This is a genomic window from Paraburkholderia acidipaludis NBRC 101816 (genome assembly GCF_000684975.1).
Classification (GTDB): Bacteria; Pseudomonadota; Gammaproteobacteria; order Burkholderiales; family Burkholderiaceae; genus Paraburkholderia; species Paraburkholderia acidipaludis.
This window is the reverse complement of record NZ_BAXZ01000004.1, coordinates 315128-328074: the sequence shown is the minus strand read 5'-3', so window position 1 is coordinate 328074 and position 12947 is coordinate 315128. Positions and strand designations below refer to the sequence as shown.

Here is a 12947-nt window from a genome sequence, read left to right as displayed (position 1 = left end):
CTCGGTTGCCTCAAACCACGGCAGTGGCGGGTGTCGACGCGCGCACGATGCGCTCGCTGTCGAACTGGGAGCGTTCCAGGACGGCCGTGAGCTTCCCGCTGGCCATCACGAAGACACGATTGGAAACGGCCATTGCCTCGTCCAGCTCGGAAGTGGCGTAGATGACGGCAATGCCCGATTGCGCGAGCAGGCTGATGGTCTTGTAGACGTCTTCTTTCGCGCCGACGTCGATGCCGCGCGTAGGCTCATCCATCAGGAGTACTTTCGGTGAAGTAAGCAGCGCCTTGCCGATCACCACCTTCTGCATGTTGCCGCCCGATAGCGACGTGATGGGAGCATCGACGGAGGCGGCCTTGATCGCGAGGCGTTTGACGATATCGCTGGCGGCCTCCACCTGCCGCTCGCGCCTGAGCGCGCCCAGCGCAAGGCGGCTTGCGAATTTGCCGAGACTCGAGAGGGTCATGTTTTCGAGTATCGACATGAGCTGCACCATGCCCTGCTTCTGCCGGTCCTCGGGCACGAGCGCGATGCCGGCTTCGATGCGCCTGGGAATCGGCAGATTTTCAATGGCTTTGCCGGCCAGTTCGATCTCGCCGAGCGCGAGCGGCTGCGCACCCAGCAGCGATTCGAGCAGCTCGGTGCGCCCCGCGCCCATCAGCCCATAGATGCCGATCACCTCGCCGGCGCGCACGGAGAACGACACATGATCGACCGCATAGATGCCGTTCGGCCGCTTGAGCGCGAGGTCCGTCACCTTCAGCACGTCGGCGCCGATCTGGTGCTGCTCGAAGGCGAAGCGCTTCTTCGACGAGCCGACCATCGCTTCGATGATCCACGGAATGTCGATGTTGGCGATGTCGTCTTCCGCCACGAGCCGCCCATTGCGCAGCACCGTGATGCAGTCGCCGATCGCCATGATCTCTTCGAGCCGGTGCGAGATATAGATCACCGTCACGCCCTCGTCCTTGAGCTGGCGAATGATCTTGAAGAGGATTTCGACCTCGTTGCGCGAAAGCGCCGAGGTGGGCTCATCCATGATGAGCACCTTGATGTGCTTCGAGAGCGCCTTCGCGATCTCCACGAGCTGCTGCTGGCCCACGTAGAGGTCGCCCAGGCGGGTGCGCGGATTGATCGGAATCTGCAGACGATCGAGCAGCGCCCTGGCCTGCTGGTTCTCGTCCTTGCCGCGTATCACGCCCGCGCGCGTCGGCTCGTTGCCGGCGAAGATGTTCTCCGCCACGCTCATGTCGGGAAAGAGATTCAGTTCCTGGAAGATGATGCCCACGCCATGCGCTTCGGCGCTGCGCACGTCGCTGATCTGCGCCACCGCGCCGTCGATGCGGATCTCGCCTGAGGTCGCCGTCTCGGCGCCGGCCAGCAGCTTCATCAAGGTGGATTTGCCGGCGCCGTTCTCGCCGATCAGCACGTTGACCTTGCCGCGGCGCACCTTGTAGTCCACCTCCACGAGCGCCGCGGTGCCGGGGTAGATTTTCGAAAGCCCGCGCGTCTCGATGACGTTCGCGGCGTTCATCGTTGGCGATGCGTTCATTTCCAGGCCACCGGTATCGCGCGAATTTCGCCGGAAGGCTCGCTCCAGCCGCTATAGACGGCCGCCACGTCCACGGTCTCGCCCACCTGGAGCTTGAGCGACTGCTCCGCATGGGCCACCACGAGCTTGTTGAGCGCCTGGCCGAAGGCGGCAAAGCGCGTCTGGTCGTCGAAGTCGCTGTATTTGACGCCGGGGAAGCCGTCGCGCACGCCCGTGCCGATCACCACCGGCCCCGTTTCCAGCGCCACGTGTATGGCGTCGCCGCCGCCCGGCGGGCTCACGTCCACATAGGCCTTGCCCACGCGCGAGGCGGTGTCGATGCGCGTGACCTTGCCCTGCACGCGTATCCAGAAGTTGCACGGAAACGCGGCGCTCTGGCGAAAACCATACTGCTTGCACGCGTCGTCGAAATTCTGGCTGAGCGCGCCGATAACCTGCGCCGCCGGCTTCGCATTCTTTTCCGCATAAGGGATCACCTGTTCGCTGAAGATCTTCGCCGGATCCGGACCGTGATGCTGGCCCTGGCTGCGAATCGCGGCCAGCTGCTGGTCGGTCACGACGTGGCAGCCGCCGACCGAGACGATTTCCAGCAGCGCCAGCGCGCCGATCGCCGCCGTGAGAGCAGAGGAGCGCAAAGCGCTAAGGGATGAAACCATGACGACCTCACTTGAAGACTTCCACGGGCGCGGCGTTGACCGCGCCCGTAGCACACCCAAAGACCGTTACCTGGTGTAGTAGAAGTCGTTCACCTTCGAGGCATTGTCCTTCGTGATCAGGATGCCGCGGAACAACTGGCGCTCGGGCTCTCCGGTCTTGCCGGTGCGAATATAGCGGTCGAGCAGGTCAACGCCATGAATGGCGATGGTCTGCGCCTGCAGCATGACGGTTGCCTTGAGCTTGCCCGCCAGAACCGAGTCGCGCTCGTCGTTGCTGCCGTCGATCCCCATCACGACCACGTCGCTGCGGCCCGCCGAATCCAGCGAGGCAATCGCGCCGAGCGCGACGGGACCGTTGCCGCAGATCACGCCCTTGATATGCGGGTGCTCCTGCAGAATCGAATCCATCGCCTGCTTGCCCGGCAGCAGCGCGCCCTTCGCGTCCTGGCGCGCCACCATCTTCAGGTCGGGATACTGGTCCAGCACCTGATGGAAGGCCTGCGAGCGCGTCACGCAATTCTTGTCCGCGAGGTTGCAGGTCAGCTCCACGTATTCGCCCTTCTCGCCGATCGTGTCGACGAAGCGCTGCGCAACCTCGGTGCCCGCCTGCAGATTGTTGTGGCTGAGCTGCGCGATCGCAATGCCGTCTTTCGGGATCTCGCGGTTGATCAGCACCACCGGCACGTGCTTTTCCTGCGCGGTGCGCACGGTGGCCACGCTGCTGTTCGAATCCGCGTTGTCGAGAATGATGCCCTTCACGCCCTTGCCGATCACGAGATTGACCAGTTCGTTCTGCTTGTTGACGTCCTCGCCATGCGACAGCACGATCGTGTCATAGCCGAGCTTCTTCGCTTCCGTGTCCGCCCCCTTCGCTTCCGCCGCGTAGTACGGGTTGTCTAGCGCGTTCACGAGAATCGCGATCGTGCCTTTACCGGCCGCCAGCGCATCGGCCGGCTGCAGGGCCATCACGAAAGACGCGGCAACCGCTGCCGTGACTGCAAGCTTCTTCCACATGTTTGTCTCCGGGTTCACTTTCTATTTCTTCGATGAGATGAAACAAACGGCCTCCGCCTCCGCGCAAGCCGCACGAGCACAACGAACTCAGCAAATGGTGTAACCGCCGTCGATCATGATGTCGGCGCCGGTGATCATGTCCGCGCCGTTCGAGAGCAGAAACAGAATGGCGGCCGCGATCTCGTCGGTATAGGCGAAGCGGCCCACCGGAATCAGATTCTTCATGGTCTCGCCTTTCTCGCCTTCCCAGGCTGCCGCGCCCATGGGCGTCAGCACGACGGTGGGCGAGACGGTATTGACGGTGATGCCGCGGCCGGCCCATTCCTTCGCGAGAACCTTCGTCATCCCGATCAATCCGGCCTTGGCCGACGTGTAGGCGCAATGCTGGTCGATGGCGACGGTCGCAGCCTGCGAAGCGATATTGACGATCTTGCCGCCGTGCCCGCTCGCGAGCACGTGACGGGCGAAATGCTTCGAACAGAGAAACGGGCCGGTGAGATTGACGTCAATCTGCTTTTGCCACTCGTCGAAGCCGATCTCCTCGGCCGGCGTCAGCGTGATGCAGCCCGCCGCGTTGACGAGCAGATGCAGGTCGCCGAAGTGGGCAACGGCCGCCTGCATGGCGCGTTCGACGTCGGCCTCGCTGGCAACGTCGCAGGCGAACGCTTTCGCGTTCTGCGTCCCCAGTGCTTCGATCGCGGCCTGCACGCGCGGCGCCTCGAAGCTCGGGTAGAAGATGGCGACGCGCGCGCCCTTCGCGATCAGCGCGGCGTTCGTGGCCATGGCAATGCCGCCCAGGCCGCCGGTGACGACCGCCACCTTGCCGTCCAGCCGAAAGTCGAAGTCCACGCCGTGACGCAGCGTCATGTCGTACTGAATGCTCATCCTGTCTGTCTCCGTAATAGGACCTTGTGAGGACCTTGTGCGCCGGCTGCCGCGCTTTCAGCGCGCGAGCTGGGCGCGCACGGCCGCTACGATGCCCTCTGCGTCGATGCCGTAGTGGCGGCGAATCCCCTTGCGCGTGCCGTAGCGTGCGAACTCGCCTTCGGTCACGCCCAGCGTGGTCAGGCGGCGATGGATCTGGCGCCGCGCCATCAGGAGCGCAACCGTTGCGCCCACGCCGCCGTGCAGCGAGTGCTCCTCCACGGTCACGACGGCGTCGTGGCCCTCGACGATCGACGCCAGGGCATCCTGATCAAGTGGGCGCAGCGACGAAAGATTCACGAGCGTCGGATGGATATCGTCCTGCTGCAGCTGCTCGCAGGCATCCAGTGCCTCGCCCACCACCGAACCGAGCGCGATCACCGCCACGCCATTGCCATGGATCAGCACGTCGGGACGGCCGGGCTCGAACCGGTACGTGCTGTCGTGCACGACGGGAAACTTCGCGTTATCGAGGCGGATGTAGACCGGCCCCTCCATCGCCGCTGCGTAGTCGATCATCTGCACGACTTCCACCTCGTCGCACGGCGCGAAGATCTGCACGTTGCCAAAACCGCTCATGATCGAAATGTCGTCGATCGCGTGGTGAGTGGAGGCAAGCGGCCCATAGGCCACGCCCGCGTTGAGGCCGAGCATCTTCACATTGGTGGCGCTGTAGCAAATGTCGTTCTTGACCTGCTCGTTGGCGCGCCCCACGAGAAACGGCGCGGCATTCGCCGTGAAAACGATATGGCCGCCCAGCGCGAGGCCGGCGGCCATGCCGACCATGTTTTGCTCGGCAATGCCAACATTGATCACGCGCTCGGGGTAGCGGTCGAGGAACGGCGCGATCTTCGCGGTCGAAGTGGAATCGGCCACCATCACGACGATGTCCTGCCCCGCGTCGGTCAGACGGCTCAACGCGCTCACCACACCGTCGCGCAGATCCGCGAAGTTACGCATGGTCCAGCTCCTTCAATGCCTGCTTCAGTTGTTCTTCGTCCGGAAACTTGTGGTGCCAGGCGGGAACGTTCTCCATGAACGAGACGCCGCGTCCCTTGACCGTATGGGCGATCACCACCTTGGGCTTTCTGTTTTTGTAATCGAGACTTTCTATTAGTTTCCAAATAGCGTCTGAATCATTTCCATTGACGTCGTGAACTTCGAAGCCGAAAGCGCGGAACTTCTCGTCGAGCGGATCGAGGTCCATGATGTTGTGCGTGAAGTCCGCCAGTTGCAGGCGATTGCGGTCGACGATGGCGACGAGATTCGAGACTTCGAAGTGCGCCGCCGACATGGCGGCTTCCCAGTTGGAACCCTCTTCGAGCTCGCCGTCGCCCGTCAGCACGAAGACCCGGCCCGGCGCGCCTTCGGTGCGCGCCGCGTGGCGCTGCTTCGCCATCGCGAGACCCGCCGCGATGGGCAGGCCGTGGCCGAGACCGCCGGTGTTGACCGTCACCCAGCCAGGCAGCTTCTGGCGCACCGGATGGCCCGGCAGCCGCGAATCGTCCCGCAGGTAGGACAGCAGCTCGCGCTCCTCCAGCCAGCCCAGTTCCGCGAAACACGAGTAGAGGCCGCCCACGCCGTGGCCCTTGCTGAGGATGAATTCGTCGTGCCAGTTGACGCTGGGGTTGCCATTCTGGTTGCCGCTCTGGTCGGCGTTGACTTCATAGCGCAGCACGTGGAAATACAGCGCAGCCAGAATGTCCGCCTCGGACATGTCGCCGCCCGTGTGGCCGCTCTTCGCCGCCGAGTTCATGACACAGATCTTCTTGCGGATCTCCTGCGCGCGCCGGTGAAGCGCCTCGCCGGACTGCTTGAAGGGATTTTCCATTCCCTGCTCCCGGACTTCCTGTTTGCTTGATGCGCAGTTTCTTTTTGTTTCTTTAGAAAGTCAAAGAGAAATCAAAGGAAACAGGGAAAACACCAGGAAGTGCCGCCAGGCGTCCGAATCGGGCAAAATATGGCCTGCAATGTCTAATGCCCGCCAACCTTGGCGGTTTGCGGGGAAACGGGAATGGATCAAAGGACCAGAACAGAAAAGATTCTCGAAAGGGTGCAGGCCGCCAGGCTCGTCAAGCTCTCCGAGCTTTCGAGCGAATTTGGCGTATCCATGCCGACCATCCGGAAGGACATCGACGAACTGCAGCGCCTCGGCCGGGTCGAGCGCGTGCACGGCAATGTGCGCCTGAAGTCCGAGCCGGCCCCAGCGGCCCGTCGCCCCTACGACGCCAACATTCTTCCAACCAGCGAGGAAAAGGCGCAGATCGGACGCCTGGCGGCCGGCCTCATCGAGAACGGCGACTCGGTCATTCTCGACTGCGGCGCGACCACCACGGAACTCGCGAAGAACCTGCTGGAGCGGCAGAACCTGCGCATCGTGACCAACGCGTTGAACATTGCGATTCTGCTGGGCGCGGAGCCGACCAATCGGGTCATGCTCACGGGGGGGATCTTCAAACCGGAAACGATTGCAGTCTCCGGCGAAAAGGCTTCGACCTTCTTCGAAGGGATGTTCGTCGACAAGCTATTTCTGGCGACGGGCGGCGTTTCGATCGAGTCCGGCATTTCCTATCCGGACTTCATCGACCTGCACGTCAAGCGCGCGATGATCGACGCGGCAAAAACCGTCTATTTGCTGGCCGATTCGACGAAGTTCGGCAAGCGGGAGTTTGCGACCTTCGGCGCGATGGACCGGATCGACTTCCTCGTGACCGACCGGGGATTGGGCACGGAATACGCCGCCTGGCTGCAACGCCTCGGCATCGAAATCATTTATGCCGAGGCAACCGGCAGCTGAAGCGCACGCTGTCCGGGCAGCGTGCGTGCCGGCATCTATTTCGCGGCGTTGAGCGCCTGTACGGCGTTCAGCGCGCCACCCACCATCTTGCGCAGCACGGGCTGAACCTTGTCCGCCAGCGCCGGCACATAGTCGAACGGCGCCGTCTCGTTCATATAGGCCGACTGGCACATTTCGAGCTGGATGGCATGCACGCCGTCCCGCGGCGCGCCGAAGCGGCGCGTGATGTAGCCGCCCTTGAAGCGCCCGTTCGCCACCCACGTATACGCACTCGCCGCCGCAGCGTCGACAGCCGCAGCCTGCACGGCCGCAGCCGCCGTGCGCCCGTCCTGCGTGCCGAGGTTCAGGTCCGGCAGCTTGTTTTCGAAGAGCCGCGGCAACACGCTCGCAATCGAATGCGCTTCCCACAGCAGCACGTTCGCATGCTGCGCGCGCAGGCGTTGCAGTTCCGCGCGCAAGGTGTCGTGATACGGCTGCCAGTACGTCGCCACACGGCGTTCGCGCTCCGCCGCATCGGGCGCATAACCCTCGCGATAGACGGGTTCGCCGCGGAAGGTTTCGGTCGGGCACAGCGAAGTCGTCGTCTGCCCCGGATAGAGGCTCTCGTCGTTCGGCGGGCGGTTCAGGTCGATCACGTAGCGCGACACACGCGCACCGAGTATCGTCGCGCCCAGTTCCTTCGCGAATGCGTAGAGGCGGTCGAGATGCCAGTCGGTATCCGCGACGGTCAGGGCAATATCGGTGTACTGATCATGCAACGCGTCGGGAATATACGTGCCGAGGTGGGGAATCGAAATCAGCAGCGGCGCGGCGCCGCGCTCGAGCGTATAGAGGTCGGTCATGGTTCGTCGAAGTCGGAAGGGCTGATCGGCTCAGGCGTTGGACAACAAACGCGCGAGCGCCTTGCGGTAGTCCGCGTACAGGCGCTCTTCGTCGCGGTGGCGGCGCTGCGCCACCACGCGCTCGCCGCCCGTGTATACGTCCAGCACGGGCGTCTCGCCATGCTCGCAGAATACGGCCGACGAAAGCCAGCTGCCGGCGGTCTGCTCCGCGAGGTTCGGGTGCTGCGGATCGAGCACGATCCAGTCCGCGCGCGCGCCCTCGACTAGCGCACCCGTGGCGCGTCCCGTGGCGCGAGCGCCGCCCGCGAGCGCGCCTTCGAACAGGCGGTCGGCAACCTGCGCCGTCTGCGGCGACGCGAGCACGTTGCGCTGGCGCCGCACGAGCCGCTGCCCGTATTCGAGCAGGCGCAGCTCGGCGCGCCAGTCCACGCCGATATGGCTATCGGAGCCTATGCCGAACGCGCCGCCCGCGTCGAGATAGTCGTGCGCGGGGAAAATGCCATCGCCCAGATTGGCCTCGGTCGTGAGGCACAGGCCCGCAACCGCCCCGCTCTTCGCGAGCCCACGGGTCTCGGCCGTATCGACGTGCGTGGCATGCACGAGGCACCAGCGCGCGTTCACGTCGAAGCGCTCCAGCAGCCACGCTACGGGGCGGGCACGCTCGGTCGCGAGGCAAGCCTCCACTTCGGCCGTCTGCTCTGCAATGTGGATATGCACCGGCGCGCCGGGCAGCATGGCGTCGAGCCCTTCCAGCAGCGCGCGCAGCGATGCGTGCGAAACGGCCCGCAGCGAATGCGGCGCCACGCCGTAGCGCAGCGCGCCGTGCTCGGGCCGCGCGGTTCGCAGCGTGTCGATAAGGGCGAGCAGTTGCTCGGGAGTATTGATGAAACGCCGCTGATCGTCGCGCGGCGCTTGCGCGCCGAAGCCGCTGTACTGATAGAGCACGGGCAGCATCGTCATGCCGATGCCGGTCTCGCCCGCCGCATCCACCACGCGTTGCGCAAGCTCTGCGGGGTTGCCGTAACGGCGGCCGTCTTCGGCGTGATGCACGTAATGGAATTCGCAGACGGACGTGTAGCCCGCTTTCAGCATCTCCGCATAAAGCCAGCGCGCGATCGCCCCGAGGTCGTCGGGCGTGATGCGGGCTGCGAAGCGGTACATCAGGTCGCGCCAGCTCCAGAAGCTGTCGGTGGGATTCGCCCGGTATTCGGTCAAGCCCGCCATGGCGCGCTGGAACGCATGCGAATGAAGATTAGGCATGCCAGGCAGAAGCGGACCCGCTGCATGCGGCACGCCCTCGGGCGCCTGCGCCAGATCGGGCGTGACGGCGCGCAAGGTGCCCGTTTCGTCCCATTCGAGCAGGACATTGCGGCGCCAGCCGCCCGGCAGATATGCGTGCGCCGCAAAAAGCGTGCGTGAAGTCGGATTCATGGTCATGGTGAAGTTCATGCGGCCAAACGGCGCTCGAAGACGGTCTCGCCGGCACGCACCACCCGCTCGCACAGCGGGCGTCCGATCCAGTAGGCCAGCTCCGCCAGCGATTGCACGCGCCAGACCGCGAAGTCTGCGGGACGGCCGGCTGCCAGCGTGCCGTGCCGTTCGCTGTCGCCGAATGCGCGCGCCGCGTGCTGCGTCACGCCCAGCAGCACTTCGGGCACGGTCATGCGGAACAGCGTGGTCGCCATGTTCATCATGAGCAGCAGCGAGGTCGTGGGCGACGTGCCCGGATTGCTGTCGGTCGAGATCGCAATGGGCACCTCATGGCGTCGCAGGAGGTCGAGCGGAGGCAACTGCGTTTCGCGGATGAAGTAGTAGGCGCCCGGCAGCAGCACGGCCACGGTGCCAGCGGTCTTCATGGCGGCCACACCCGCTTCGTCCAGAAACTCGAGGTGATCGGCGGACAAGGCGCGGTAGCGGGCCGCCAGCGCCGTGCCGCCGCTGTTCGAAAGCTGCTCCGCGTGCATCTTGACGGGCAGGTTGCGCCGTGCCGCGGCCTCGAACACGCGCTCGCTCTGCGCGAGCGAAAAGCCGATGCGCTCGCAGAACACGTCGACGGCGTCCACGAGCCCCTCGCCGGCAAGCGCGGGGAGCATGCGCTCGCACACTTCGTCGATATAGTCGTCCGCGCGCCCGGCGAACTCCGGCGGCAGCGCATGCGCGCCGAGAAAGGTCGTGCGCACGGTCACGGGATAACGTTCGGAGAGGCGCCGCGCCACGCGCAGCATCTTGCGCTCGGCCGCGAGTTCCAGGCCGTAGCCCGACTTGATCTCCACGGCGGTCACGCCTTCCGCCAGCAGCGGTTCGAGGCGCGCGGCCGACTGCGCGAACAGCTCGTCCTCGCTCGCGGCACGCGTCGCGCGCACCGTCGAAACGATGCCGCCGCCCTGGCGCGCGATCTCTTCGTAGCTCACGCCCGCGAGCCGCTGCGCGAATTCGTCGGCGCGCTGGCCGCCGTAGACGAGATGGGTGTGACAATCGACGAGGCCCGGCGTGACCCACGCGCCGCCGAGGTCCTCGCGCGGCCACGCGGCGTAGTGCGCGGGCACCTGCGCAGCGGCGCCGAGCCAGGCGATCCTGCCGTCCTCGACGGCAATGGCCGCATCGTCGAGCGTCTCGCGCGGGTCGCCCTGCGCGCACAGCTTGAGGTTGTGCCAGAGAGTCTGTTTCATGGGGTGCTTCGTTGTGTATCGAGTGCGATGGCCAGCACCGCGCCGTCGCCCTGCGTTTCGATGTCGATGGATTGTGCCGGTTGCGCCGCATCGGCGCGCAGCGTATCGCCGGCTGTGAGCGTAACCGGTTCGGCGTCGTTCACGCGCACCTGAACGTGGCCGCGCGCGCAATGCAGCAACACGGTTTGCACGACGAAGCGTTGCGCCGTCGCTGCGCGCCATACTTCCAGCGTGCCGCGCGCCGCGCCACGGCGCACCATCAGATTGAAGTCGCGCGTGGGTCCGTCCACGAGCCGTGCCTCGATTGCCGCTTCGCCCGCGAAGCGCGCAACGTCCAGCGGTTGCGTGAGCGCATGCGTGCGCGCGGCCGGCCCAGCCTCGTCGAGCAGCATGCCCGCGCCTTCCAGCAGGACCAGCGTGCGGTCCACGCCGTCGAAGCGCGAGAACGGGCCGGCTTGCGCAACATCGGCCACGCTCACGCGCCACGCGAAGGCGTCGAGCCCGGCACCCGCCCCGCCCGCGGGCGCCGAACCGACCACCACCGCGGCGGCAGGCGCCGCCGCGATCTCGCGCGTGACGCCGCCGCCGTTCTTCCACGGCGACGCCACAAGGTCGGCGCCACGCAGGAGCGTGACGCGCGTGCTGCCCTGCAATGCGTGCGCGCCGCTCATCGGCCGAGCATCGGCAGCTTCAGGCCCGCTTCGCGCGCGCTCTGCTGCGCCAGCTCGTAGCCGGCGTCCGCGTGCCGCATCACCCCCGTCGCCGGGTCGTTGTGCAGCACCCGACCCAGACGCTCGTGCGCCGCCGCCGTGCCGTCCGCCACGATCACCACGCCCGAGTGCTGCGAAAAGCCCATGCCCACCCCGCCGCCGTGGTGCAGCGACACCCACGACGCCCCGCCCGCCGTGTTCAGCAGCGCGTTCAGCAGCGGCCAGTCGCTCACCGCGTCCGAGCCGTCCTTCATCGCTTCCGTCTCGCGGTTCGGGCTCGCCACCGAGCCCGTATCCAGGTGATCGCGCCCGATCACGATCGGCGCCTTCAGCTCGCCGTTCTTCACCATCTCGTTGAACGCCTGGCCCAGACGGTAGCGATCCTTCACGCCCACCCAGCAGATCCGCGCCGGCAGGCCCTGGAACGCGATGCGCTCGCGCGCCATGTCCAGCCAGTTGTGCAGGTGCGGATCGTCCGGGATCAACTCCTTCACCTTCGCGTCAGTCTTGTAGATGTCCTCAGGATCGCCCGAAAGCGCCACCCAGCGGAACGGCCCCTTGCCCTCGCAGAACAGCGGGCGGATATAGGCCGGCACGAAGCCCGGGAAGTCGAACGCGTTCTCCACGCCCATTTCCAGCGCCATCTGGCGGATGTTGTTGCCGTAGTCCAGCGTGGCCGCGCCGCGCTCCTGCAGCGTGAGCATCGCGCGCACCTGGTGGGCCATCGATTCCTTCGCCGCCTTCACGATGCTCTCCGGCGCGACCTTCTGCGCCTCGCGCCACTGCTCCACCATCCAGCCCTGCGGCAGGTAGCCGTTGATCGGATCGTGCGCGCTCGTCTGGTCCGTCACGCAGTCCGGCGTGATGCCGCGCTTGACGATCTCCGCGAACACGTCCGCCGCGTTGCCGAGCAGACCTACCGAGACCGGCTTGCCGGTCTGCTTCGCTTCCTCGACGATCGCGAGCGCCTCATCCAGTGTCTTCGCCTTGCGGTCCACGTAGCGCGTCTTCAGGCGGAAGTCGATGCGCGTCTCGTCGCATTCCACCGCGATCATCGAAAAGCCCGCCATGGTCGCCGCGAGCGGCTGCGCGCCGCCCATGCCGCCCAGGCCCCCGGTGAGAATCCAGCGGCCCTTCGGGTTGCCGTTGAAGTGCTGGTTCGCCACCGAATAGAACGTTTCGTAGGTGCCCTGAACGATGCCCTGCGAGCCGATGTAGATCCAGCTGCCCGCCGTCATCTGGCCGTACATCATGAGGCCCTTGCGGTCGAGTTCGTGGAAGTGTTCCCAGGTGGCCCAGTGCGGCACGAGGTTCGAGTTCGCGAGCAGCACGCGCGGCGCGTCCGCGTGGGTGCGGAACACGCCCACCGGCTTGCCCGACTGGATCAGCAGCGTTTCGTCCTCGTTCAGGTCCTTAAGCGACGCGAGAATCTGGTCGAAGCATTCCCAGTTGCGCGCGGCGCGGCCAATGCCGCCGTACACGACCAAAGCGTGCGGATGTTCGGCGACTTCCGGGTCCAGATTGTTCTGGATCATCCGGTAGGCCGCCTCGGCCAGCCAGGTCTTGCAGACCTTCTCGCTGCCGCGCGGCGCGCGGATCGTGCGGGTGGGATCGAGGCGGGGATCGGCAAATTTCGGGTTGTTCATGGCGTCGGTGCGTACGAGTTGAGTCGGTGCTGAGGGCAACGCCGACGCGGGACCACAGGGCCGCATGTCTGGCGTTGCAACGTGAATCAAGTCTAACGCCGCCAAGTTGTATATACAACTCGTTTAGAAAAAATTCTCGT

Annotated in this window: 12 protein-coding genes; 1 reads left to right on the top strand and 11 read right to left on the bottom strand. The window is 65.5% G+C overall.

What is annotated here, in order from left to right; genetic code table 11:
- Window positions 1–10: 10 nt before the first annotated feature.
- The 6 genes from BAC01S_RS06665 to BAC01S_RS06640 all read right to left on the bottom strand — a co-directional run bounded on the left by BAC01S_RS06665 (window position 11) and on the right by BAC01S_RS06640 (window position 5974).
- The gene (locus tag BAC01S_RS06665) at window positions 11–1549 is read right to left on the bottom strand and encodes a sugar ABC transporter ATP-binding protein (RefSeq protein ID WP_027794052.1); all 1539 of its coding nucleotides are present in this window, start codon (window positions 1547–1549) and stop codon (window positions 11–13) included.
- Window positions 1546–2205 carry a DUF2291 family protein gene (locus BAC01S_RS06660; RefSeq protein ID WP_084168283.1) on the bottom strand — a complete coding sequence of 220 codons (660 nt, stop codon included), beginning with the start codon at window positions 2203–2205 and terminating at the stop codon, window positions 1546–1548. Before BAC01S_RS06660 ends, BAC01S_RS06665 begins: the two co-directional genes overlap by 4 nt.
- Before the next feature lie 66 nt (window positions 2206–2271).
- On the bottom strand, window positions 2272–3219 hold the full coding sequence (locus BAC01S_RS06655) for a D-ribose ABC transporter substrate-binding protein (RefSeq protein ID WP_084168281.1): 948 nt from the start codon (window positions 3217–3219) through the stop codon (window positions 2272–2274).
- Window positions 3220–3306: 87 nt separating this feature from the next.
- On the bottom strand, window positions 3307–4104 hold the full coding sequence (locus BAC01S_RS06650) for a GolD/DthD family dehydrogenase (protein WP_027794049.1): 798 nt from the start codon (window positions 4102–4104) through the stop codon (window positions 3307–3309).
- A gap of 57 nt (window positions 4105–4161) precedes the next feature.
- Entirely contained in the window at window positions 4162–5103 is a 942-nt protein-coding gene (locus tag BAC01S_RS06645) for a transketolase family protein (RefSeq protein ID WP_027794048.1), read from the bottom strand.
- Entirely contained in the window at window positions 5096–5974 is an 879-nt protein-coding gene (locus BAC01S_RS06640) for a transketolase (protein ID WP_027794047.1), read from the bottom strand. The genes BAC01S_RS06645 and BAC01S_RS06640 overlap by 8 nt, the downstream gene beginning before the upstream one ends.
- A gap of 183 nt (window positions 5975–6157) precedes the next feature.
- Between BAC01S_RS06640 and BAC01S_RS06635 the strand changes: the two genes are divergently transcribed.
- Window positions 6158–6940, top strand: a complete 783-nt coding sequence (locus tag BAC01S_RS06635; RefSeq protein ID WP_027794046.1) for a DeoR/GlpR family DNA-binding transcription regulator — start codon at window positions 6158–6160, stop codon at window positions 6938–6940.
- Between the two features lie 35 nt (window positions 6941–6975).
- Here the strand turns inward: BAC01S_RS06635 and hutG are convergent, their stop codons facing one another.
- From hutG to hutU, 5 genes are read right to left on the bottom strand one after another with little or no spacing between them, the layout of a single operon-like run.
- On the bottom strand, window positions 6976–7782 hold the full coding sequence (gene hutG / locus BAC01S_RS06630) for an N-formylglutamate deformylase (RefSeq protein ID WP_027794045.1): 807 nt from the start codon (window positions 7780–7782) through the stop codon (window positions 6976–6978).
- Between the two features lie 30 nt (window positions 7783–7812).
- Window positions 7813–9213 carry a formimidoylglutamate deiminase gene (locus tag BAC01S_RS06625; RefSeq protein ID WP_027794044.1) on the bottom strand — a complete coding sequence of 467 codons (1401 nt, stop codon included), beginning with the start codon at window positions 9211–9213 and terminating at the stop codon, window positions 7813–7815.
- A 14-nt stretch (window positions 9214–9227) separates the two neighbouring features.
- Entirely contained in the window at window positions 9228–10451 is a 1224-nt protein-coding gene (gene hutI / locus BAC01S_RS06620; RefSeq protein WP_027794043.1) for an imidazolonepropionase, read from the bottom strand.
- Window positions 10448–11122, bottom strand: a complete 675-nt coding sequence (locus tag BAC01S_RS06615; protein WP_043201380.1) for a HutD/Ves family protein — start codon at window positions 11120–11122, stop codon at window positions 10448–10450. The genes hutI and BAC01S_RS06615 overlap by 4 nt, the downstream gene beginning before the upstream one ends.
- Window positions 11119–12807 carry a urocanate hydratase gene (hutU, locus tag BAC01S_RS06610; RefSeq protein WP_027794041.1) on the bottom strand — a complete coding sequence of 563 codons (1689 nt, stop codon included), beginning with the start codon at window positions 12805–12807 and terminating at the stop codon, window positions 11119–11121. Before hutU ends, BAC01S_RS06615 begins: the two co-directional genes overlap by 4 nt.
- Between the last annotated feature and the right edge of the window lie 140 nt (window positions 12808–12947).

Coding starts and splice junctions, on each gene's coding strand:
- BAC01S_RS06655 (WP_084168281.1), bottom strand. CDS start 3,219: ATGTGGAAGAAGCTTGCAGTCACGGCAGCGGTTGCCGCGTCTTTCGTG.
- BAC01S_RS06645 (WP_027794048.1), bottom strand. CDS start 5,103: ATGCGTAACTTCGCGGATCTGCGCGACGGTGTGGTGAGCGCGTTGAGC.
- BAC01S_RS06650 (WP_027794049.1), bottom strand. CDS start 4,104: ATGAGCATTCAGTACGACATGACGCTGCGTCACGGCGTGGACTTCGAC.
- hutU (WP_027794041.1), bottom strand. CDS start 12,807: ATGAACAACCCGAAATTTGCCGATCCCCGCCTCGATCCCACCCGCACG.
- BAC01S_RS06625 (WP_027794044.1), bottom strand. CDS start 9,213: ATGAATCCGACTTCACGCACGCTTTTTGCGGCGCACGCATATCTGCCG.
- BAC01S_RS06665 (WP_027794052.1), bottom strand. CDS start 1,549: ATGAACGCATCGCCAACGATGAACGCCGCGAACGTCATCGAGACGCGC.
- BAC01S_RS06660 (WP_084168283.1), bottom strand. CDS start 2,205: ATGGTTTCATCCCTTAGCGCTTTGCGCTCCTCTGCTCTCACGGCGGCG.
- BAC01S_RS06635 (WP_027794046.1), top strand. CDS start 6,158: ATGGATCAAAGGACCAGAACAGAAAAGATTCTCGAAAGGGTGCAGGCC.
- BAC01S_RS06640 (WP_027794047.1), bottom strand. CDS start 5,974: ATGGAAAATCCCTTCAAGCAGTCCGGCGAGGCGCTTCACCGGCGCGCG.
- hutI (WP_027794043.1), bottom strand. CDS start 10,451: ATGAAACAGACTCTCTGGCACAACCTCAAGCTGTGCGCGCAGGGCGAC.
- BAC01S_RS06615 (WP_043201380.1), bottom strand. CDS start 11,122: ATGAGCGGCGCGCACGCATTGCAGGGCAGCACGCGCGTCACGCTCCTG.
- hutG (WP_027794045.1), bottom strand. CDS start 7,782: ATGACCGACCTCTATACGCTCGAGCGCGGCGCCGCGCCGCTGCTGATT.